This window comes from Arthrobacter rhombi, from assembly GCF_039526245.1.
Taxonomy (GTDB): Bacteria; Actinomycetota; Actinomycetes; order Actinomycetales; family Micrococcaceae; genus Arthrobacter_H; species Arthrobacter_H rhombi.
The window spans coordinates 483,270-505,002 of record NZ_BAAAIV010000012.1; the positions used below are offsets into that span (position 1 = coordinate 483,270).

23 protein-coding genes are annotated in these 21,733 nt (G+C 65.5%); 12 read left to right on the forward strand and 11 right to left on the reverse strand.

The annotated features are described in order from the left end of the window. Positions 1-20 precede the first annotated feature (20 nt). The 5 genes from tatA (at position 21) to ABD088_RS12930 (ending at position 6,794) form a co-directional block, all read left to right on the forward strand. Complete coding sequence (gene tatA / locus ABD088_RS12910) at positions 21-266, forward strand: Sec-independent protein translocase subunit TatA (RefSeq protein ID WP_343902329.1); 246 nt, start codon at positions 21-23, stop codon at positions 264-266. 6 nt (positions 267-272) lie between these two features. Continuing rightward, positions 273-1,076: a twin-arginine translocase subunit TatC gene (gene tatC / locus ABD088_RS12915; protein WP_343902330.1), complete on the forward strand. Its 804-nt coding sequence runs from the start codon at positions 273-275 to the stop codon at positions 1,074-1,076. 51 nt (positions 1,077-1,127) lie between these two features. Then, positions 1,128-3,974 carry a DEAD/DEAH box helicase gene (locus tag ABD088_RS12920; RefSeq protein WP_372710449.1) on the forward strand — a complete coding sequence of 949 codons (2,847 nt, stop codon included), beginning with the start codon at positions 1,128-1,130 and terminating at the stop codon, positions 3,972-3,974. An 86-nt stretch (positions 3,975-4,060) separates the two neighbouring features. Then, on the forward strand, positions 4,061-5,677 hold the full coding sequence (locus tag ABD088_RS12925) for an amidohydrolase (RefSeq protein WP_343902332.1): 1,617 nt from the start codon (positions 4,061-4,063) through the stop codon (positions 5,675-5,677). A 385-nt stretch (positions 5,678-6,062) separates the two neighbouring features. Then, positions 6,063-6,794: a polyprenol monophosphomannose synthase gene (locus tag ABD088_RS12930; protein ID WP_343902333.1), complete on the forward strand. Its 732-nt coding sequence runs from the start codon at positions 6,063-6,065 to the stop codon at positions 6,792-6,794. 91 nt (positions 6,795-6,885) lie between these two features. On the opposite strand, the gene ABD088_RS12935 is transcribed toward ABD088_RS12930, so the two are convergent. The 4 genes from ABD088_RS12935 to ABD088_RS12950 form a co-directional block, all read right to left on the reverse strand. Then, on the reverse strand, positions 6,886-7,233 hold the full coding sequence (locus tag ABD088_RS12935) for an RNA polymerase-binding protein RbpA (RefSeq protein ID WP_343902334.1): 348 nt from the start codon (positions 7,231-7,233) through the stop codon (positions 6,886-6,888). Positions 7,234-7,429: 196 nt separating this feature from the next. After that, positions 7,430-8,386, reverse strand: a complete 957-nt coding sequence (locus tag ABD088_RS12940) for an SPFH domain-containing protein (protein ID WP_343902335.1) — start codon at positions 8,384-8,386, stop codon at positions 7,430-7,432. An 87-nt stretch (positions 8,387-8,473) separates the two neighbouring features. Further along, positions 8,474-8,938 carry an NfeD family protein gene (locus ABD088_RS12945; RefSeq protein ID WP_343902336.1) on the reverse strand — a complete coding sequence of 155 codons (465 nt, stop codon included), beginning with the start codon at positions 8,936-8,938 and terminating at the stop codon, positions 8,474-8,476. 126 nt (positions 8,939-9,064) lie between these two features. Beyond that, on the reverse strand, positions 9,065-9,925 hold the full coding sequence (locus ABD088_RS12950) for a putative RNA methyltransferase (RefSeq protein ID WP_343902337.1): 861 nt from the start codon (positions 9,923-9,925) through the stop codon (positions 9,065-9,067). Positions 9,926-9,965: 40 nt separating this feature from the next. On the opposite strand from ABD088_RS12950, the gene ABD088_RS12955 reads away from it, so the two are divergent. Then, entirely contained in the window at positions 9,966-12,065 is a 2,100-nt protein-coding gene (locus ABD088_RS12955; protein WP_343902338.1) for a S9 family peptidase, read from the forward strand. Here ABD088_RS12955 and ABD088_RS12960 read toward each other — a convergent pair. The 3 genes from ABD088_RS12960 to ABD088_RS12970 form a co-directional block, all read right to left on the reverse strand. Further along, entirely contained in the window at positions 12,062-12,748 is a 687-nt protein-coding gene (locus ABD088_RS12960) for a peptide deformylase (RefSeq protein ID WP_343902339.1), read from the reverse strand. The genes ABD088_RS12955 and ABD088_RS12960 overlap by 4 nt on opposite strands. Beyond that, positions 12,745-13,899, reverse strand: coding sequence for a cell division protein ZapE (gene zapE / locus ABD088_RS12965; RefSeq protein ID WP_343902340.1), 1,155 nt, complete (start codon positions 13,897-13,899; stop codon positions 12,745-12,747). The genes ABD088_RS12960 and zapE overlap by 4 nt, the downstream gene beginning before the upstream one ends. A gap of 66 nt (positions 13,900-13,965) precedes the next feature. After that, a complete protein-coding gene (locus ABD088_RS12970) occupies positions 13,966-14,130 on the reverse strand; it encodes a hypothetical protein (protein ID WP_343902341.1) in 165 nt (54 codons plus the stop codon). A gap of 53 nt (positions 14,131-14,183) precedes the next feature. Here ABD088_RS12970 and ABD088_RS12975 point away from each other — a divergent pair, with 53 nt between their 5' ends. Together ABD088_RS12975 and ABD088_RS12980 are read left to right on the forward strand one after the other, a co-directional pair. Beyond that, positions 14,184-14,738 carry a GNAT family N-acetyltransferase gene (locus tag ABD088_RS12975; protein WP_343902342.1) on the forward strand — a complete coding sequence of 185 codons (555 nt, stop codon included), beginning with the start codon at positions 14,184-14,186 and terminating at the stop codon, positions 14,736-14,738. 150 nt (positions 14,739-14,888) lie between these two features. Beyond that, the gene (locus ABD088_RS12980) at positions 14,889-15,353 is read left to right on the forward strand and encodes a phage tail protein (RefSeq protein ID WP_343902343.1); all 465 of its coding nucleotides are present in this window, start codon (positions 14,889-14,891) and stop codon (positions 15,351-15,353) included. A 128-nt stretch (positions 15,354-15,481) separates the two neighbouring features. Here the strand turns inward: ABD088_RS12980 and ABD088_RS12985 are convergent, their stop codons facing one another. Beyond that, the gene (locus tag ABD088_RS12985; RefSeq protein ID WP_343902344.1) at positions 15,482-15,895 is read right to left on the reverse strand and encodes a glyoxalase superfamily protein; all 414 of its coding nucleotides are present in this window, start codon (positions 15,893-15,895) and stop codon (positions 15,482-15,484) included. Between the two features lie 77 nt (positions 15,896-15,972). Between ABD088_RS12985 and ABD088_RS12990 the strand changes: the two genes are divergently transcribed. Then, positions 15,973-16,311: an ArsR/SmtB family transcription factor gene (locus ABD088_RS12990; RefSeq protein WP_343902345.1), complete on the forward strand. Its 339-nt coding sequence runs from the start codon at positions 15,973-15,975 to the stop codon at positions 16,309-16,311. Positions 16,312-16,455: 144 nt separating this feature from the next. Here the strand turns inward: ABD088_RS12990 and ABD088_RS12995 are convergent, their stop codons facing one another. Beyond that, positions 16,456-17,664, reverse strand: a complete 1,209-nt coding sequence (locus ABD088_RS12995) for a beta-ketoacyl-[acyl-carrier-protein] synthase family protein (RefSeq protein ID WP_343902346.1) — start codon at positions 17,662-17,664, stop codon at positions 16,456-16,458. A 105-nt stretch (positions 17,665-17,769) separates the two neighbouring features. After that, a complete protein-coding gene (locus tag ABD088_RS13000; RefSeq protein ID WP_343902347.1) occupies positions 17,770-18,858 on the reverse strand; it encodes an ATP-binding protein in 1,089 nt (362 codons plus the stop codon). Positions 18,859-19,015: 157 nt separating this feature from the next. Between ABD088_RS13000 and ABD088_RS13005 the strand changes: the two genes are divergently transcribed. Together ABD088_RS13005 and ABD088_RS13010 are read left to right on the forward strand one after the other, a co-directional pair. Further along, positions 19,016-19,405, forward strand: a complete 390-nt coding sequence (locus tag ABD088_RS13005; protein WP_343902348.1) for a DUF3054 domain-containing protein — start codon at positions 19,016-19,018, stop codon at positions 19,403-19,405. 59 nt (positions 19,406-19,464) lie between these two features. Further along, on the forward strand, positions 19,465-19,743 hold the full coding sequence (locus tag ABD088_RS13010) for an Lrp/AsnC family transcriptional regulator (protein WP_343902349.1): 279 nt from the start codon (positions 19,465-19,467) through the stop codon (positions 19,741-19,743). Positions 19,744-19,874: 131 nt separating this feature from the next. On the opposite strand, the gene trpD is transcribed toward ABD088_RS13010, so the two are convergent. Beyond that, on the reverse strand, positions 19,875-20,936 hold the full coding sequence (gene trpD, locus ABD088_RS13015; protein WP_343902350.1) for an anthranilate phosphoribosyltransferase: 1,062 nt from the start codon (positions 20,934-20,936) through the stop codon (positions 19,875-19,877). A gap of 147 nt (positions 20,937-21,083) precedes the next feature. Here trpD and ctaE point away from each other — a divergent pair, with 147 nt between their 5' ends. Beyond that, on the forward strand, positions 21,084-21,722 hold the full coding sequence (ctaE, locus tag ABD088_RS13020; protein WP_372710442.1) for an aa3-type cytochrome oxidase subunit III: 639 nt from the start codon (positions 21,084-21,086) through the stop codon (positions 21,720-21,722). Positions 21,723-21,733 lie beyond the last annotated feature (11 nt).

Below are 21,733 nucleotides of genomic sequence, written 5' to 3' on the forward strand. Positions count from 1 at the left end.
AGACGAAAGGAAGTTCTCCCATGATGGGTCTACAGGGATGGCATATTGTCATCATCGTTGTCTTGGCGCTGCTCCTCTTCGGCGCACCCAAGCTTCCCGGCTTGGCCCGTTCACTGGGTCAGTCGATGCGCATCTTCAAGTCCGAGGTCCGCCAGATGAAGGACGACGATCCGAAGGACACCAAGGAGCCCAAGGATCCGTACGCCTCTGACGAGCCCGTCGAGGGCAAGGTCGTCGATCCCGACCACCGCGGACCCAAGCTCTAGTTCTCTGTGACAGAACGTACCGGGCGCAAATCCAACCCCGAGGGGAGGATGGCGCTCAAAGCACACCTGATCGAGCTGCGCAATCGGCTCTTCATCTCCCTCGGGGCGCTGTTCCTCGCAGCCATCGGCGGGTTCTTCCTGTACCGCCCCGTGCTCGATCTGCTGATCAAGCCACTCAAGGACGCCGGCGGCATGGCGAACTTCAGCACCGCCGTCTCACCTTTCGACATCATGATCAAGGTGTCGCTGTTCCTGGCACTGATCATGGCCTCCCCGGTCTGGCTGTACGAGCTCTGGGCGTTCATCGTCCCGGGGCTGAAGAAGAAGGAGAAGCGCACCGCGCTGGGCTTCATTGCCGCCTCCGTGCCGCTGCTGCTGTTGGGCATCTACCTGGGCTACTGGGTTCTGCCGCACGCCCTCATCTTCTTCCTCGGGTTGACCCCCGACGTCGCGGTCAACCTGATCACCATCCCGGAATACCTCAGCTTCGTCCTGCGCCTGCTGCTCGCCTTCGGCTTGTCGATGATCATCCCCGTGCTGCTCGTCGGGTTGAACATGATCGGCATCCTGCCGGGCCGGGTCATCGTGAAGAACTGGCGCATCACCGTCTTCCTGATTTGCCTGGTCGCCGCCATGGCGGCACCCGGTGGCGACGCCTTGACGATGTTCGTCCTGGCCGGCCCCCTGCTGGTGCTGTTCGCGGCAGCCACCGTCATCTGCCTGATCAACGACAAACGACGTGCCAAGCGCCGTCTGGCGCAGGAAGAGGAGAACGAGCGGCTGATCGCCAACGGCGAACCGGTCGACTGACCCCCTCCCGCTCACGGGTAGGGTAAGGGCGTCGCCGAATACCTCCAACCAATGAAGGGGTGCTCAGGCATGGCCTCACCAGCAGAGCAATACGCCGCATGGCGCGAACGCGCCGCCGAGTCGAAAACCGAGCTCGGGGCGTTCCGGCGTGGACTGGAGTTCGACCTGGATCCGTTCCAGATCGAGGCGTGTGCCGCCGTCGAACAGGGCCGTGGGGTCCTGGTCGCCGCCCCCACCGGGGCCGGGAAGACCGTGGTCGGCGAATTCGCCATCCATTGCGCATTGCAGCGTGGCATGAAGGCCTTCTACACCACACCCATCAAGGCCCTGAGCAACCAGAAGTTCAACGAGCTCAGCGCCTACTACGGCCCCGACAAGGTCGGCCTGCTGACCGGCGACACCACCATCAACGGTGAAGCGGACGTCGTCGTGATGACCACCGAAGTCCTGCGCAACATGCTCTACGCCGACTCGGACACCCTCACCGGCCTGGCCTACGTCGTCATGGACGAGGTCCACTACCTCGCCGACAAGTTCCGGGGCGCCGTCTGGGAGGAAGTGATCATCCACCTGCCGCAAAACGTCCAGGTCATCTCCCTGAGCGCCACCGTCTCCAATGCCGAGGAATTCGGCGGATGGCTCGATACGGTCCGCGGCGACACGGCGATTGTGGTGTCCGAACACCGTCCGATCCCGTTGTGGCAGCACGTCATGGCCGGGGGACGGATGCTCGAGCTCTTCGCCGACGACGTCGCCTTCAACGAGGCGGCGGCGATCGAGGGCGGGGCGCACGAGCGGAGCATTGCCGTGAACCCGGAACTCACGAAGCTGGCCCAACGCGATGAACGCCGCAACTTCCGCGGCGGTGGCGGACGCGCCCACCGACGGGGCAAGGGCCATGGCGGACCGTCCCGTCCGCCGGGACCACCCGAGAACCACCGGGTGTCCCGCCCTGAACTGGTCCTCTCCCTGGACCAGGCCGGCCTGCTGCCGGCCATTGTCTTCATCTTCTCGCGCAAGGGATGCGACGCCGCCGTCGCCCAATGTGTACGCACCGGTTTCTTCCTGACCACCGAAGCCGAATCCTCGAGGATCGAACGCGAGGTCGACGCCATGGCCCAGGAGATCCCCCCGGGCGACCTGGACGTCATCGGGTTCTGGGCCTGGCGTGAGGGCCTGCTGCGCGGTTTCGCAGCCCACCATGCCGGCCTGTTGCCGATCTTCAAGGAGGTCGTCGAGAAGCTCTTCGCCCAGGGGCTGGTCAAGGCGGTGTTCGCGACGGAGACCCTCGCCCTGGGCGTGAACATGCCAGCGCGGTCGGTCGTGCTGGAGAAGCTCGAGAAGTTCAACGGCGAATCGCATGTCTCGATTTCCGCCGGCGAGTACACCCAGCTGACCGGTCGGGCGGGACGGCGTGGCATCGACGTCGAAGGCCACGCAGTGGTCCTGTGGCAGCCGGGGACCGACCCGGCGGCCGTCGCGGGGCTGGCCTCCAAGCGCACCTATCCGTTGAATTCCAGTTTCCGGCCGACCTACAACATGTCGCTGAACCTTTCATCCCAATTCGGGATGGGGCGTGCCCGCAGCATCCTGGAGTCCTCGTTCGCCCAGTACCAGGCAGACCGTTCCGTGGTTGGTTTGGCCCGCCAGGTCAGGAGCCGTCAGGAATCGATGGCGGGCTACGCCGACTCGATGGCCTGCCACTTGGGCGACTTCCAGGAGTATGCGCGCATCCGCCATGAGCTCGGCCAGGCGGAAAAGGACGCCTCGCGGACGGCTCACCGGATGCGCCGCTCCGCCGCGGAACAGTCACTGGAACTGCTCCAACCCGGCGACGTCATCGACGTGCCCGGACCGCGCCGCCTCGGGCGCAGCGTGGTGATCGCCCTGGCCGACTCCCTGCGTGATCCGCGCCCCACGGTGCTCACCGAGGACCGGCAGATCCGCCGCGTGGGCGTCCAGGACCTCGAAGGACCCGTCGAGGTCATCTCGAGGATCCGTATCCCGAAATCGTTCACCGGACGCACCCCCAAGGAACGCAAGGATCTGGCGGCCTCGCTGCGCAACGCCTTGCACGAACACCGTCCACCGCGCCGCGGCGCCGAGGGCTTCGACTTCCCGGGCAGCGACCAGCAGGAGGCCAGGATCACCGAACTGCGCCGCCAGCTCAAACGCCACCCCTGCCACGGATGCACCGAACGCGAGGACCACTCCCGCTGGGCCGAACGCTGGTGGAAGCTCAAGACCGAAACCGACCGGTTGTCCGGGCAGATTGCCGGGCGGACGAACACCATCGCCAAGACCTTCGACCGGGTCTGCTCGATCCTGCGCCACTACGGTTACCTGGCCCTGCCCGACGGTGGAGCAGACGACGCCGTCCTGGTGACCACTGCTGCCGGCAACCGGCTGCGGCGCATCTATGGTGAGCGTGATCTGCTGACCTCGCTGGTTCTTGAATCGGGATGCATGGACGGATTGTCGGCCGCCGAACTCGCGGGTTTCGTCACGACGCTCGTCTACCAGGCCAAACGCGAGACCTCCGGTGCGCACCCGAAGATGCCCAGCCGGGCGATCGAGGAGGCCTGGATGGTGGCCGTGCGGAACTGGTCGGAACTCACGGATCTGGAGGTTGCCAACCGTCTTCCGGAAACGGGGGAGCCGGATTCGGGGTTGGTGTGGCCGATGTACCACTGGGCGCGGGGCAAGGACCTGAAGGAATGCCTGCGTGGGACAGACCTCGCGGCCGGCGATTTCGTACGGTGGGCCAAACAGGTCATCGACACGCTGGACCAGCTGGCCAAGGTCCCGGATCTCTCGCCGGTGTTGGCGGGCCGGTGCCGGGCGGCAGTGGACTCCATCCGTCGCGGTGTGGTCGCCTATTCCAGCGTGGCTGACTAGCCACCGCGACCGGCTAGACGCACATCCGCGCGACCCAGAAATTTTCGGTGACCCACCGGTCGCCTCTTGCAGGAAAGGAAGTACACATGTCCGGACTGGTCATGTACCGCAACGGAGCCATCTACAGTGCGGCCGATCCATTCGCCACCGCCATGCTGACCGACGGCGGCGAAGTCGCCTGGGTCGGCCAGGAAGCCGCCGCCGAGGCGCTGCTGGACTCGAAAATGGAAGTAGTGGACCTGGAGGGCGCGCTCATTGCCCCGGCCTTCGTCGACTCCCACGCGCACCTGACCGAGACCGGCGTTGCCCTCGCCTCCTTGGACCTCTCCACCTGCGCCTCGCTGTCCGACCTGCTGCAGGCGGTCACGCAGCGTGCAGCAGCGGAACCGGGACCCATCGTCGGCGCCGGATGGGATGAAAGCCAGTGGCCCGAAGGGCGCATCCCCAGCGTCGACGAACTGGAGGAAGCCGCCCCGGGCCGTGAGGTCTACCTGACCCGTGTCGACGTCCACTCAGGGCTGGTCAACCGGACCCTGGCGCAGCAGGCCGGACTCGAGGGACTGGATGGGTGGGACGGCGGCCCGCTGGCCGTTCGTGAGGTACACACCCGGGTGCGCGAGCAGGTGCTGGCCTTCACCGGCGAGTCACGCGCCCGCTATCAGCGTCTGGCCCTGCGGCATCTGGCGTCCAACGGGTACGGCGCGGTGGCCGAAATGGCGGCCCCGCACATCGGTACCCGCGATGACGTCGCCGCACTGAACACCCTGCTTGACCAGGAAGGTGATGACCTGCCTGCCGTACGGATCTACTGGGCGCAGGCGGTGTCCTCGGCCGACGAGGCACGGCAGGTTCTCTCGGAGTTCGACGGCGACCGCATGGCAGGACTGGGCGGGGATCTCAACATCGATGGGTCCCTGGGCTCGCGGACCGCCTACCTCCGGACCCCCTACACGGACGACGCCTCCAACCGGGGGACGCTCTACCTGGAGGCCGAGGAAATCGCGCAGCATGTCCAGGCCTGCACCGAAGCGGGTATCCAAGCAGGATTCCACGTCATCGGTGATGCGGGGATGGACACAGCGATCGCCGGTTTCCGCCGCGCGGAACAGCGCCTGGGAGCGGCGGCCATCCAACGGGGGCGTCACCGGATCGAGCATGCGGAAATGCTCGACGACGAGGCGATCAGCTTCTTGCTGGACCTGGGCGTCACGGTGTCGATGCAACCGCTCTTCGACGCCATGTGGGGTGGGCCCGGCGAAGAATACGATCAGCGTTTGGGAACCGAGCGCTCTGCGGCCATGAATGAAGTGGGTCGGCTGCTGGCAGCCGGGGTACCCGTCTGCCTCGGCTCCGATAGCCCGGTGACGGCAACGAGTCCCTGGGCGACCGTGAAGGCGTGTCTGGAGCACCACACGGAGACCGCCCGCGTCTCGGCACGCGCGGCCTTCGTGGCCCACACCCGTGCCGGCTACCGGGCGTTCGGGGATCCGGACCCACTGGCTGGCCAGTTGGTTCCGGGTTCCGAGGCGACCTTTGCGATCTGGGCCGCGTCGGAACTGGCAGTCCAAACCCCCGATGCGCGGGTCTCGTCGTGGAGCACCGATGCACGGGCAGGAACCCCGATGCTGCCGGTACTCGATGAGGAACTCCCCACATGTTTGCGGACCGTACGGCGGGGCCGGACGATCTACCAGCGCTCCTGAACGGCAGGGGGCCCGGACGCGATCCGTTGACCCGGCGACGCGCCGGTGCTGACTAGGGGTTGCATCCAAAACCTCTAGTCAAAGTGCAGTTGACAGGCAAGCGTCAGCAGATAGGGTGGATTCTCAACGGCGATGGTAGTTAGGCCTACGACGTCGCGCCGGTCTTCCGGTAAACAACACAGGCAAGGCCCCGGGAACAGTAGAAAACAAATCGATTTCGCATGCGTGCGTGCTTTTTGGTCCGAAGTTCCCGGGGTCTTTCCATGCCCTCGCCCGCTCGGCCCGTATAGTAGGACATTGGCTTTCCCCGCCGGCACTTTGGTGGGGCGCGGACCTGGGGTCCGCAGCCTGGTCCAACGCCTCAACAGTCCAGAAGGGTAACCGCGTGCGGGTAATCACGATCATTCCGACCTACAACGAGATCGAGTCGCTCCCCATCACCATCAAACGGTTGCGGGAGTCCGTCCCGGAGTCGGATGTCCTGGTGGTCGACGACAACAGCCCGGACGGCACCGGCGAGTTCGCCCGGAAGCTCGGCGAGTCGGATCCGCAGATCCATGTCCTGCACCGGGAGGGCAAGGCCGGTCTGGGCGCCGCCTATCTGGCCGGGTTCACGTGGGGTCTGGAACGCGATTATGACGTGCTCGTGGAGCTCGACGCAGATGGTTCGCACCAGCCGGAGCAGCTTCCGCGGTTGCTGGAGGCGCTGACGGCACAGAACGCCGACCTGGTCATCGGGTCCCGCTGGGTCCGTGGCGGTAGCGTCGTGAACTGGCCGGCCTACCGCAAGCTGATCTCGGTGGCGGGCAGCACCTACTCCCGGCTCATGCTGGGCTTGGGCACCCGGGATATCACTGCCGGGTTCCGGGCCTTCCGGCGTGAAACCCTCGAAGCCCTGGATTTCAACTCCGTCGAGTCCGTGGGATACGGCTTCCAGGTCGACATGACTTTCCGCGTCGCACTCATGGGCAAGAAGATCGTCGAGGTGCCGATCACCTTCGTCGAGCGGGAGCTCGGAGTCTCGAAGATGAGCGGGAACATCGTGGTCGAGGCAATGCTCAATGTGACCCGCTGGGGCCTGCGCGCGCGTTGGAAGAAGCTCACCGGCAAGGCCTAGATCCCCAAGCTTCCACCCAAACTGCGAAGAGCCGGGCTACGCACCGTATGGTGCGTAGCCCGGCTCTTCGGACGTTAAGGGGTATGGAATCCTAGGCGGTGACCTTTTCGCCGCGTGCGGCACGGAGCTTGTCGAGCCGGTCCTTGAGGATCTGCTCGAGCTCGTCGACCGAACGGCGTTCCAGCAACATGTCCCAGTGGGTACGTACCGGCTTGTCGTTGGACGTGTCGGGCTTTTCGCCGTTGACGAGGAGCGCTTCCTTGCCGGTCTTGGAGACCCAGGTGGGAGGAATTTCTGCTTCAGTGGAGAACATCACGAAAACCTGTTCCCCGTCGGCGCACTGGTACTCAACGCGCTGGCGCGGTGCTGGCTCCACGCCGGCTTCCGTCTCCATGCTCTGTGCGCCCAGGCGCATTCCGCGAAGACTGCGATCGCTCATGTTTTCTCCCTACTGCGTGCTGCTGCTGACGTCTATGTTAAGAACGCCGAAGTCCGGGTGAACATTCCCCAGCCCATCGGCGGAAGTCTCAAAGTCACCAGTATACGCGTTCCCTTCGGGGAACCCGTCGGTTGACCAGACACAGCGGGGCGCGGAGGTGGCCCTCCGCGCCCCGCTGGATCCGAGATGGCTGCAGCTACGGCTGGCGTGGCTGTTCCGGCGACTGTGGCCGCGTCGCGGTGGCGTCTGCCGAAGGCGAAGCCTTCTGGCTGTCGTCTCCGTCAGTGAAGTTGCCCAAGGCGCCTCCGATGCCCTTGAGTGCCTCACCGACCTCGCTGGGGATGATCCACAGCTTGTTCGAGCTGCCCTGCGCCAACTTCGGCAGGGTCTGCAGGTACTGGTAGGCCAGCAACTTCTGGTCCGGGTTTCCGGCGTGGATGGCGTCGAAGACCTTCTCGATGGCCTGGGCCTCGCCGTCGGCGCGGAGGATCGCTGCCTTCGCATCACCTTCGGCGGCCAGGATGGCGGCCTGCCGCTGTCCCTCAGCCGTCAGGATCTGGGACTGCTTGGTGCCCTCGGCCGTCAGGATCGCCGCACGGCGATCACGTTCGGCGCGCATCTGCTTCTCCATGGAGTCCTGGATGGACAGGGGCGGATCGATGGCCTTGAGCTCAACGCGGGAGACACGGATGCCCCACTTGCCCGTGGCCTCATCGAGGACTCCACGCAGCTGGCCATTGATCTGGTCGCGGCTGGTCAGGGCCTCTTCGAGGTTCAACCCGCCGACGACGTTACGCAAGGTGGTGGTCGTCAGCTGCTCGACCGCCTGGATGTAGTTGGCGATCTCGTAGGTGGCGGCTCGGGGTTCGGTGATCTGGAAGTAGACAACCGTATCGATCGAGACCACCAGGTTGTCCTCGGTGATCACGGGCTGCGGGGGGAAGCTGACGACGTTCTCGCGCAGATCCAGCAGCGGCAGCAACCGGTCAACGAAGGGGATCAGCAGAGTCAAGCCAGGACCGAGGGTGCGCTGGTACTTTCCCAACCGCTCGACGATGCCTGCCCGTGCTTGCGGTACGATGCGTACGGAGCGCAACAGCACGATGATCACGAAGACCGCGAGTACTGCCAGGACTATGCCTAGGCCTGTCATAAGTGGTTCCCCTATTCTGTGTGGCCCCGGAGGGGCTGGTGGCGGAACCCAGGCCGTGTCACCACGGCGCTGGATCCGTCGGAGTATCTAGTGGCCGTGCGCCTGGGCACGGGTGGTGATGAATGCGGTGGCACCATCGATGCGGACGACTGTGCCATACATGCCCGGAGCCAGCGCGGTTTCGTCCTCGCTGCGCACACTCCAGGTTTCGCCGCCGATCTTTGCCCGGCCACCCATTTTCGTGGTGGGCTCCAAGACCAGCGCATCCTGACCGACCAGGCGGTCGACGTTGGTGAGCCGATCTGCTGGCCCCTTGTGGAGTTGTCGGAGCGCGATCGGCCGTACGAAGAAGATCATGGCCAGTGACAAGAGGCAGAAGACCAAGGCCTGGAGCCAGAAGTCGCCGCCTGCCAAGGCGACGAAGACGCCACCCAGCGCACCGACGCTGAGCATGATGAAGTACAGGTCCAGTGACATCATCTCGATGATCGCCAGTATCAGGAACAACGCCAGCCAGAAGACCCAGGCGTTGGAGAGGACCCATTCGAACATATCGGCACCCGCATCAACTTCGGGAGGGCACCTTTCGCCCTCGGTCCTTCCATCTTGCCCGATGGGGCACCTCGAGATCATCAGCCTTGGGAGGTATGTTCGAGCCGACGGGCGGTCCGGGTGGTGTCAGCGACGAAGAAACACCTGGATCCGGAAGGCCGCTGTCACCACTGGGGGCACTGGGTGGACCGTCAGGAGCTCCCGTATCGCTGCCGCGTCACGATGGTGTCCTGCCGGTCCCATGAGCGCTAGCCGCACCGCGTCATCATCATCCAAAAGATGAAGCGGGGTCCTGACTTCCCGGGTGCGCAGGTACTCGAAATCGTCGCCGAGGGCGTCGGCGACCGCTTCCTCCTTGCCGGCTCCGATGGAGAGCAAGCCCAACGACTCCGCGGCTTCGCCCAGATGCTCCGGCAGGGGAGTGGCCACCAGGGCGTGGCCACCGGGAGCCAGTACGCGGGCGAACTCCCCTCCATTGCGGGGAGCGAAGACGTCCAACAGCAGATCCACCCCGCCGTCGGCCACCGGCAGTCGTCGCCAGAGATCCCAGACCAGTGCCTGGGTGCGCGGCAGCTTCGCCGCCCTGCGCATCGCGTGGCGCGAAATGTCCAGCGCCAGCGCCAGCGGGCGACTCCCGGTCGCCGCGTCGAAAGCCCCGGCCACCGCATCCAGGTAGTAGCCCGTTCCCGCACCGGCATCGAGGATCCGCGGGAGTGCCCCTTGGTGGACAGACACCGCCTCCTCGGCCAGCGCCCGCGCCAGGGGGGCGTAGTGTCCGGCAGCCTGGAACTGCGCCCGGGCTTCCACCATGGCTGAGGTGTCCTCCCGGAAGGAGGTCCCGCGTCCGGTCAGGAGGTTGAAGTAGCCCTGCTTGGCCGCGTCGAAACGATGTCCCCCGGGGCACGTCAGCGCCGCAGTGGGCTGCCGGATGGCCGTGAGGGGTTCGGTGCACACCGGGCAACTCAGGTCGATGGAATCATCGGTCACGACTATTTCCTTCAATAAGTCTTTCAGATACGCTCGCTGTGTGAAACCAGACCAGCTTGAGCTCCTGACCACTGTATCCGCACCGACGTTGAGCCCCGACGGCCGCGTGGCCGTCTTCGCAGCCAGCCACCCCAGTTTCGACGCGGACTCCGGCGTGGGCCAGTTGTGGTCGCTCGATCTGACCGTCGACGGCGCGGAGGCGCAAAACCCACGTCGGCTGACGCGGGGGAGCGGTGACACCGCACCCCGGTTCTCACCCGACGGCCGGGTCCTGGCCTTCCTGCGCCCCAATGCCAAGGGCCGGATGCAGCTGGCCGTCGTCGACGCCCGGGGCGGCGAACCGCGACTGGTCACCGACCGCCATCTGGGCGTCAGCGGCTTCACGTTCTCGCCCGACTCGAGCCGGGTGGCCTTCACCAGCAGGACCCCTGCCGATGGACGCTACGGAACCGTGGAAGGTATCGACGCTGGAGCGGAGGACCCCCGGCGCATCACCGGCTTCCAGTACCGCTTCAACGGACTGGGTTTCGGCAACGACAAGCGCTCCGGCATCCACCTGCTCGAGCTCCCTGACCTGGACGCCGAACCGTTCGTCAAGCCGGTCGGCCGAGCCGCCCGGGGTGCGGGCGACGATGGCGGCACGGCCAGCGGGGAGTTCCCGCCGGCCCGTCTCATCACCCCACCGGACTACGACTGCTCGAGCCCCGAGTTCGGCCCCGACGGGTCCCATGTCTACTTCACCGCCGCCTTGCATGAGGGAGCCGACCGGGATTTGCGCTCGATGATCCACCGGGTCCCGGTGGCCGGGCTGGATACGTCAGAAGAAGGCCAGCCGGAGCCCGAACTGGTCGCCGGCTCGGCCACCGGGGATACCTCCTACGATGGCGCGCGCTTCAGCCGTGACGGAGCTTCGCTGTTCCTGCTGGGCAGCGAGGTGGGGGAGTCCGGTATAGATTTCGTGGCGCGCAACGCCTCCGTCCATGTGCTCGCCTCCGAGGACATCGGCACGGGCCAACCGCGCCGGCTGACCGATCCGGACACCGTGGACTACACCGAGTCCGGATCACTGTTCCGCTTCGGGAGCGGGCGCATCGCCGCCCTGGCACGCGTGCGCGGTTCGGCCGAGGTGCACGTCGTCTCGGCCGATGGGCAGACCGAGGTGCTGGTCTCCGGCCACCAGCAGGTGGAGGGAGTCGCCGAGGAGGGCGGCGCCGTCGTGCTCTCCTACACCGATCCCACCACCCCCGGCGAGATCGGGGTTCCGGACTCCGGCGGGGTGCGCCGGCTCACCGATTTCGCCGCGCCGCTGCGCGAGGCCACCCGGATCATCGAACCACGCGAGCTCGAGCTCGACTCGGCCGACGGGTATCCGGTGCACGGTTGGATGTTCCTGCCCGACGGCCCCGGCCCGCACCCGGTCCTGCTGAACATCCACGGTGGACCCTACGCCCAATATGGCTGGGGCTATTTCGACGAGGCGCAGGTCTATGCCCGCGCCGGCTACGCGGTGTTGCAGTGCAATCCGCGCGGCAGCGCCAGCTACGGCAGGGCGCATGGGTTGGCCATCAAGGAGGCCATGGGCACTGTGGACCTGCAGGACGTGCTGGCCTTCCTCGACGGGGCGGTAGCTGCCGAAACCGCGCTGGACGGGGACCGGGTGGGCGTGATGGGTGGCTCCTACGGCGGCTACCTGACGGCCTGGACAATCGCCCACGACCACCGGTTCGCCGCGGCCATCGTCGAGCGTGGCTACCTGGATCCGCTCTCGTTCGTGGGCACCAGCGACATCGGGTGGTTCTTCAGCGAGGAATACACCGGCCGTGATGTCGCCGCCACACTCGAGCAGAGTCCGATGGCCAAGGCCTCCCAGGTGCGCACCCCGACACTGGTGCTGCACTCGGAGGAGGACTACCGCTGCCCGCTGGAGCAGGCCCAGCGCTACTACGTGGAGCTGCTGCGCCACGGGGTCGAGGCGGAGTTCCTCCTGTTCCCGGGCGAAAACCATGAGCTCTCCCGCGGTGGCACCCCCTGGCACCGGCGTCAGCGGTTCGAGGCGATCCTCCAGTGGTGGTCACGCCACCTTCCCGTGCACCCCGGGACCGGGAACGACGACGATGCCCCGGTGGTTGCCTCGGCTTAGAACCCGAGCCCTGCGCGGGCGGCCTCGATGTCCGGGGCCGCCCAGCGTCCGGCGTGCTCGGTACTGGAGGCCAGGCTGCGGGTGATGGCCCGGTCGATGTAGACCGTGCCGTGCAGGTGGTCGGTTTCGTGGGCGAAGATCCGGGCCTGCCAACCGGAGAACGGTCCGTCGATGGTCTCGCCGTGTTCGGTTGTGTACCGGGCGCGGATGTCAGCCGGGCGTTCCACCACTGCCTGGTAGCCGGTGAAGGACAGGCACCCCTCGTAGAATGCCGCGGTTCGTTCCCCGTGTGCCGTGTAGGAGGGGTTGATCGCTGCGAAATAGTCCAGGGGAGCCCGTTCGCGGATTGCTGCGGTGTCGGCTGCCAGCTCGAACCGGTCCTCCAGCACGGCCATGCGCAACGGCAACCCGATCTGGGGTGCGGCCAGGCCCACGCCCGGGGCTGCGTGCATGGTCGCCCGCATGACCTGCAGCACGCGCTCCAGCAAGGCATCGGGAAGTTCGCCCGCGTACTCCGGGGTCCCGGCCCGCAGCACGGGATGGCCCAGCTGGACGATGGGCGGCAGGGTCGCGGCCACGGGCACACCGTCGTCGTCCCAGTGGACCGTGGCGACCATCGTCTCCACGAGATCGAGCACTGCGGCGGGGGAGAGGCCCCCGTGCGTCGGGTGAATCGATGTCACGCTATTTCCTGTCCGTTCTGTCCGGTGCTGCCGACGGTCTCCCGGCCCAGGTCAGGATCGATGCCCGGGCCGACGCCCCAGGGGTGCAGTGCCGATAGCCGGCTGGCCAGGCGGGCGGCGTCCACCGGGTGTCCAGCGGCCGCCGTGGGATCCGGTGTGGCCATGCAGATGAGGTCGGTGCGGATGTCCCGGTCATAGAGCACGTCGATGAGGTTCGCCAACCGCTTCCAGGCGCTGGGTCCTGCCCGGTCAGGCGCCGGGATCCCATCGATGACGACGTGGTCGAATTCCCCGGCCAGGTACAAGTAGTCGGAGGCGGCGGTGGGGCCGTCGCAAATGGCCCGGAAATCGAGCCATACCTGACCGGCAGAGGCCCGTAGCGCCGGGAACTCGTGGGTTGTCGGTATGATGTGGGTTTGTTCCTGCGCTGCGGGAATCGTGAGGCCGGCAGCGCGCAGTTGTTGGGCCGAACCGGGGACCATGACGTGGCCCGAGGCGTATCCCGTACCGCCGGTGGGGTCAGAGGTCAGGGTGCGGTAGTCGGTGCCGCCGTCGAGCAGGGTGACTGCCATCCCGGTTTTGATCAGGTCGATCGTCGACTCGAAGAGGTGATGGAAGTACTCGCTGGGCAACAATTCGTCAGGGGCGTAGTTCGACGTGGAAATCAGCAGGATCCGGCGTTCGAAGATCGCCTGCAGGGTGCGCGCGAAGAACATCGCGTCCCCTGGATCGTGCACGTGCAGTTCGTCGAAGCAGACCACCCGGGTGTCGCCGAGCAGCTCGTCCAGGGCCCGGTCGATGGGCGGCGTTCCATCGGATTCCTGGGCCACCGCTGCGTGGGTCCGGGCGTGCAGTTCGCGGAAGAAGTCGTGGAAGTGCAGGCGACGCTTGCGTTCGGTCTGCAGGGCGGAGTGGAGCAGATCGAGCAGCCACGACTTGCCGCGTCCGGGTGGGCCGTAGACGTACTGGTGGCCTGGGGACTCGGCCGGCCGGCGGGACAGCGCATCGGAGGCCGCCACGGCCAGGTCCTGCATCAGCTCCAGTTGTTCTGCATCGGGCTCCAGACCACGTTCGGCCGCGGCCGCCAGCATGCGATCAAGGATTTTGCGTCGTGAATTCCGGGCACCAAAGGACAAGGATGATCGGCTCACCGGCCATCCATCCCTACGCGGACACTCCGCCGGGAGCCCCCGCCGCCGCCGGAATCCGAACGCAGGTTACGCATCGGGCAGTGCGGTGCCGTCATTGGCGACGGGCTGGTTGTTCCGGGCGTCCCGGATTCCCAGACGGACCGCGGATCGGACGGTAGTGTGCAAAAGGTAGAAGAAAACGATGAGCCCCAGCAGGCTGAGGATCAGGGAATTCACGGCGGTAGCGTCCATGAGGGGCAGTCTAGTCGGTACACGCCGACACGAGATGACGGAAGGGGGTCGCCATGGAAGCCAGTGAAGCCGTCCGGCTGGGCATTGACGCCGCACGGGTGGGGCTAGCCGCTGGGGAGACGCAGGCCGTAGTTGTCCGGGAAGCAGGCTGCGACGACATTCGGGCCATCATGGATCTCAATACCCGTGCCAAACGCCCCAGGGGCACACAGGCGTCCTACCTTGACGTGGTGGAGGATGGGCAACGTCTGCTCGTCGTGGCCTGTAGCGGAACCGAGGTGGTCGGCTGGGCCAAGACGCATTGGTGGGGGCACGCCGATGGCCCGGCTCCTGCAGGTCACTATCTGGGTGGTGTCACTGTTGATCCGGACTGGAGGCGGCGGGGGATCGGGACCATGCTGACCACGTTTCGACTTGGATGGATCTGGGAACGAGCCGTGGAGGCTTGGTACGTCGTCAACGTTACGAACGTGGCATCCATGGCGATGCACCAGGAGTTTGGCTTCACCGAGATTTCCAGGGCCACGGCGTTCCATACGACGACCTTCGAGGGTGGGAACGGCCTATTAATGCACGCGCATCGACCCATCGGTTATCCCAATCAGTAAAATTCCTGGGGGAGTCGCCACAACCTTGCGGCGATAGACGACCGCCCCGCAGGATGCCGGTCCGTTCAAGCAGGATCGAAGCAGCCCCCGAGTGGATCCCGGCATTAGGCTAAGGACAATTAGCAGCTGCTACCGTCCCCAGGAGTGCCCATGTCGTACACCGTCGACTTCACGAACATTTCCACCGAGGGGCTGGAGTCGTCTCCGGTGGCCCAGGAATTGGCGGGCCTGAGGGCCAACGAAGCGCGGTACTTCAAGAATAAATACGACCATGTCTTCACTGTCGACACCGCTGATCATTCGCCGACAACGATTGAGCGGGTGCATCGCATCCTGGCCAACGAGCGGAACCTGGTGATCTCGTCCCGGCCGCTTCAGGCAACATCCTTTGAGGTCGGTGGCTATCGGATGGATTATGTCTTCCACGAGTCGGGCCTTTCCATCAACGTGATGTATGCCGTCGAGGACGGCGGCAAGCGCGCCGTCGGGTTCAAGCTCTCCGAAGGAATGGACGTTCCTGACGAGTTGGCGTCGTCGTTCAAGTTTGCCCGCCAGAAATCAAAGCTTGCTGGTGTGATCCGCGGATCGTACTTCGTCATCAAAGGTGAGTACTGAGAGCTGCAATTTTCTGGAGGCTCCATGACAGGTCTGCGAATTCGGTCCACAGGAAACTGCCACAGGACGGCTCTGCCAGCCGCTTCGGAGCGTGATCGATCAAGCGCCGATAATCTACATTATGTCAACTAGTCGTTATCTGCCTCGCCCCCAGAGCCGTCGGAAGCTCCGGATGCCGCGCCGTGTTCTTCCACGACATGGCGGACGATGTTGATGACGTTTCCGTCTGGCGCGCGGACCAGGAAGCGTCGGACGCCCCAGGGTTCGGTCGTCAACGGGTGCACGATGTCATAGCCGCGTTCCAGCGCTTCCGCGTAGGCGGCGTCCACGTCCGGCGTGTGCACAGAAATCGCCGCATCCTCCGATGACGTGGCGTCTTGAGTGACGAGTTGGACGTGCGCACCGCTTTTTGACGAGGTGTAGCGGGCTACCCACCCCAGGTTGAATTCCTCCACATCCAACGAGAGGAAATCCTGGTAGAAGGTCCTCGCCTGGTCCAGGTTGGCGACGCGCAGGTTCGGGGTGACCCGTACTGACCGCATGGAATAAATCCTTCCTGTGGGGAATTACTATCTCAGATCCTCCTGCGCCATGCTGGTTCTGTCGAGGCCTTTTGACGGTGGCACTCCCCCGAGCGATCATTGTCTTCCGGGCCCTGTCCGACCCCACGCGACGATCCGTGGTGGCCCGGTCGGCCGCTGGTCCTGCCACCGTGGATGAGCTTTCGGGCGACTTCGACATGGCTCTGCCGTCCTTCGTCAAACACGTCCGACAGCACGAAAAGGCGGGATTGGTGGCGACCCGTAAATCGGGGCGTGTGCGCATCTGGTCCCTCGAGCGTCAGCCCTTCCAGATCATCGAGTCGTGGATCGACGAGCAGCAACGGCTGTGGGAAGAACGCGCGGACCGACTCGAGGAAATCGTCACCACCGAAGAAAGGAGTGAGGACCGGTCATGAACGACAGTTCGACGCGCCCCCTTTGATCTCACGATCGCCCGGATCATCCGTGCTCCCCGACAGAGGGTTTGGAACGCCTGGGCCGATGGGCTGGTCGAAACCCGTTGAGGGGATTAACCAGGCGCCACTCCCCCGCTGGCAACATCAGGCTTTGGAGACCACCAACGCCACATTGTGCCCGCCAAATCCGAAGGAGTTGACGACGGCGACGCGGGCGTCGGTGGGGCGGGCCTGGTTGGCCACGACGTCCAGGTCGATCTCCGGGTCCTGGTTCTCGAGGTTGGTGGTGGGCGGGATGGTCCCGTCGCGCAGCGCCATGACGGTCGCCAGGGTACTCACCGCCCCCGATGCGCCCAACAGGTGTCCGGTCATGGATTTGGTGGACGTCACCGGAACCCCTGCCAGACCGGCGCCGGTAATGGCCTGGGTTTCGTTGATGTCCCCGGCGGGGGTCGAGGTGGCGTGGGCATGGACGAATCCAATGTCCCCGGTCTCCCACCCGCTGGCCCGAACGGCCATCCGCATCGTGCGGGCCTGGTTGTCCGGATCTGCCCCCACGATGTCGTGGGCATCCGAGGTGATCGCCGAGCCGTCGACGTAGCCATAGATGCGCGCTCCCCGCGCGTTTGCGTGGTCCTCGCGCTCCAGCACCATCACCACGGCACCCTCGCCGAGGACGAATCCGTCGCGGTCCGCATCAAAGGGGCGCGAGGCAGCCGCTGGATCGTCGTTGCGCTTGGACAACGCACGCGTCTGCCCGAAAGACGCCATGGTCAGCCCGGCGACAGCAGCCTCCGTACCGCCGGCGACGACGGTATCCGCGCTCCCGGACAGGATCATCTCCCGGGCCATGGCGATCGCTTCGGAGCCGGATGCGCAAGCGCTGACGGGGGTGCGGGCCCCTGCCTTAGCCCCCAGATCGATGGAGAGCCAGCCCGCCGATCCGTTGGCCATGAGCATGTTCACCGTGTGGGGCGAGACCCGGCGCGGGCCCTTGTCGGCCAGCACGTGTTCCTGGACGGTGGTGGTGCCGATGCCGCCGATACCGGTGCCGATGACCACGGCGAGACGTTCGGGATCCACTGCGGGGGCACCGGCGTCGTTCCAGGCTTCGCGCCCTGCCGCCATGGTGAACTGCTCCGAGCGGTCCATGCGCTTGATTTCCCGGACGCTGAGCGCCTCCTGGAAGGAGTCGTCCACGAGCCCGGCGAAACGCGTGGTGAGCGGTTCGGACCAAGGCGTGTCCAAGGGGACGACGCCGGAAGTGCCGGCCGTCAGGGCTGCCCAGGTGCTGGGGGCGTCGGTTCCCAGCGGGGACACGGCGCCAAGGCCGGTGATTGCGATACGAGTCATGTTCCCAGTCTCGCTGGTCCGGTCCGAATTCCCGGGAGTCCGTCCTTCAGGATTTGGGCGCGCCATTTGTACCCGTCCCACAAACGAGTGGATTCTGGGGCGGCCTCAGCGCGTGAGCAGGTGCTCGCGCAGTCCCGGTATGGCGAATTCGACGATCCCGTGGCCCGTCGGCTGGATCAGGCCGGCGTCGATCAGCCGTGCCCGGTAATTACCGATGGTGTTGGGGCGGTTGCCCAGCCGCACGCCGATGTCGCCCGTCGAGGACGGGCCGTCGTCGACCGCCATGGCATGCAGGAACTCCATGTCCTTGTGCGAGATGGTCGCCAGTGCGGCGCCGATGACAACCCGGGTGTTCCGCCGCCGGGCGGCGTCGATGGCCAGGTCGACGTCGTCCGATGCGAGGGGGCCGGCCGTCGCTTCCGCCAATTGCCACAGGTGGTAACCGATGAGCTGGATGAGGAACGGGTATCCCCCGGTGGCTGCGGCGGCGCGGCGGACGAATTCCGTGGGCAGCGGATGGTCCAACGCGGCGAAGGTGTCCTCGTACGAATCGGCGACATCATCGATGGCCGCGGCGTGCAGGTCGATCCGGTCGGCACGGCGCAGGAACGTGGCGACGCCCTCGTTGAGCAGATCCGATACCGCGGCCGGCAGACCGGCGAAGACCAGGGCGATGGGCAGACCGTCACGGATGAAGTGCTGCACGGAGGCAGCCAACTGAGCCAGTTCGTCACGGTCGGCGCCGTGGATTTCGTCCAGGGTGATCAGCAGCCCCGTCCCGTGCTCGTCCAGACGACGCAACAGGTCATCGCCCAATTCGCGCCAGGTGGCCTGCTGTTCGGGCGGAAGTTCAGTGGTGACCGAGAAACCGGCAACGCGCACCGCGGTGATCCGTCGCCCGGGCGGCCCCTCCCCCAGCTCCTCGGCGTGGTGGCGCATGGACTCGCCGATCCGTCCGAGGAAGCCACGGGTCGCAGTCTCCGACACGACGGCCCAGCCACGGAGGCGGGCCTCATCCTCGGCTTCGCCCAGCATGACCGTTTTGCCGATGCCCCGCGCACCGGTGAAGATCGACAGCAATCCGGGGGCGCCGTGCCGGATGCGCAGCCCGTAGATGAACTCGTCGAGGATCCCCGTGCGGCCGATCAATTGCGGCGGCTCGGCGCCGGCCGTGGGGCGGAACGGGTTGTCCATGCGGGTCTCCCTGGTGGCGGGTGGTTGCCGGTGAATGCCGACGAATCAAGTGTATCCTTGTGTATTCATCGTACTTCAATGAATCCGATGAATACCAGCACGGACGCCGCGATGCGCGGGATGCGGGCGCTTCATCCCGGCCGGTACGCTCGTTCCCATGTTGAAGCCGAAATCCTGGGTCCCGCCGCTACTGATCGACCTGGTCCTGGTGATCCTCTTCGCAGCACTGGGGCGCCGTTCCCACGCCGAAGGACTGGACGTCGCAGGAATCCTCGGGACCGCTGCGCCCTTCCTCATCGCCCTGCTCGTGTTCTCCTGCAGCACCGTGGTGTGGAAGCAGCCGCATCGCCTCTGGCCGCATGGCGTGGTCCTCTGGATCGGGACGGCGGCCCTGGGGCTGATCCTGCGCGTGGTGTCCGGTGAGACGGCAGCCGTGCCGTTCATCATCGTCGCCACGATCGTGCTGGGCATCCTGCTGTTGGGCCGGCGACTGGTCGGCACGATGATCCAGCGTCGTAAAGTGCGCGTCGGCGATACGGTGAACTAGGCTCGTACCACGAGTCAAAGGCCGGATGATCCCGGTGCCAGAAGGTGGAGGAACACGTGATGATCACCGCGTTTGTAATGATCCAGACAGTTGCCGACAGCATTCCCGAATGCGCCCAGAAGATTTCCGAGCTTGACGGCATCAGCGAGGTCTACTCGGTCGCCGGCGACTGGGACCTCATCGCGGTGGCCCGGGTCCGCAACCACGACGACCTGGCCGAAGCCATCGCCAATCGACTTTCCAAGGTCGACGGCGTCGTGGAAACCACCACGCACATCGCCTTCAGGTCCTACTCCCAGCATGACCTCGACGCAGCGTTCTCCCTCGGGCTCGAGTAGGGACCAAACGTAGCGTCGCGCGCACTGCGTCGGAACGAGCTAGGGGCCGCTGGCCGCCAACACCAGGTATCCGGTGGAGGCGACCAACGGCCCCTCATTGTTCGGGCCTTCGCCCCGCCGGTGGTTACCGGCTACTCCCCCACTGAGGTCGCATCGATCCAACGCTGGAGGGCATCGCGTGCGGCACCGGAGTCGATGGACTCCTCGGCTCGGCGCGCTGCGGCATCGAGGCGCTCCCCCAGGCTCCCCTCGGCCGACAGGTCGAAAGCCACCAGTCCCGCAGCGGCATTGAGCACGACGGCGTCACGGACCGGACCGCGCCCACCGGCGAGGACCTCATGCACGACGGCGGCATTGTGCTGGGCATCGCCGCCACGCAGATCCTGCAGCGTCGCCCGCCCCAGACCCAGATCGCCCGCGTCGAACACCGAGGCGTCGACGGATCCATCGCGGACCTCCCAGACGTGGTTCGTGGTCGTGGTGGTCAGCTCGTCCAGCCCGTCGTCCCCCCGGAAGACCAGAGCCCGGGATCCGCGCGCTGCGAGGACACCGGCCATGAGTGGCGCCATGCGTTCATCGGCGCAACCGATGGCCGAGGCCGTGGGAAGGGAGGGGTTGGTCAGGGGGCCCATGAAGTTGAAGGCCGTTGCCACCGCCAGCCCCGAACGGACCGCGGCCGCATAGCGCATGGACGGATGGAACATCTGGGCATAGCAGAACGTGATGCCTGCTTCCTCGAGGATCGGCCCCAACCGTTCGACCGGCGCATTCAGGCGGACGCCCAGGGCCTCGAGCACATCGGCGGAACCCGAGGACGACGACGCCGCCCGGTTGCCGTGCTTGACCAGCCGGGCTCCCGCCCCCGCGCACACGAGGGACGACATGGTGGAGATGTTGACGGTGTTGTGACGATCCCCACCTGTTCCAACGATGTCGAGCTTCTCGCCCGGCAGATCCAGAGGCCTGGCGCTGGCGATCATGGCCTCGACGAGCCCGGTCAGTTCTGCCACCGATTCACCCTTGGCGCGCAAGGCGACGAGGAAACCGGCGATGTGGATATCGGAGGCATTTCCGCCCATGATCTCGCTCATCGCCCAGGCGGCATCCGCCGTCAAAAGGTCCTCACCGCGGATGAGCGATGTGAGGATCGTTGGCCAATTGGGGAACTTGGACTGCGAAGAAATCGTTGACACACAACTAGGTTATCTACGTTTTGTAGAAAGTGCGGAATTGTTTCTCCCTTGATATTCCGCGGAACTTGGGCCTGACCGGCGCAAAAACGGGCGACTCGGTCGTGGATGCATTGGTGTAAGCGGCACTTTTATAGACATAATGGCTCTGTGACAACTGCGACTCATGCCCTCAATGCCCAGGCGCACCCTGCGCCTAACCGTCCCAACATGGTGTCGGTCGGAACCGTCGTCTGGCTTTCCAGCGAGCTGATGTTCTTCGCCGCGCTTTTCGCCATGTACTTCACACTCCGTGCGGCCTCGCCGGAACTGTGGGCGAACGAGACAGCCAAGTTGAATGTCCCGTTCGCACTCGTCAACACGATCATCCTGGTTTCCAGTTCCTTCTCTTGCCAGCTCGGTGTCTTCCGCGCTGAGGACCTCCAGCCGCGCCGCCTCGGTGGCCTGCTGAACTTCCGCAAGTGGGGAATGGTCGAGTGGTTCATCGTCACGTTCATCCTCGGGGCGATCTTCGTCTCCGTTCAGGCGTACGAATACACCGAACTCGTCCACCATGGCGTCGCGTTGAGCTCGAATCCCTATGGCTCGGCCTTCTACATCACCACGGGCTTCCACGGTCTCCACGTTGCCGGCGGTCTCGTCGCCTTCGTGCTGATCATCGGACGTGCGTTCGTGGCCAAGAAGTTCGGTCACTTCGAGGCAACTTCAGCCATCGTCGTGTCGTACTACTGGCACTTTGTCGACGTCGTGTGGATCGCGCTGTTCGCGATCATCTACTTCCTGAAGTAGCCATAGGCCTT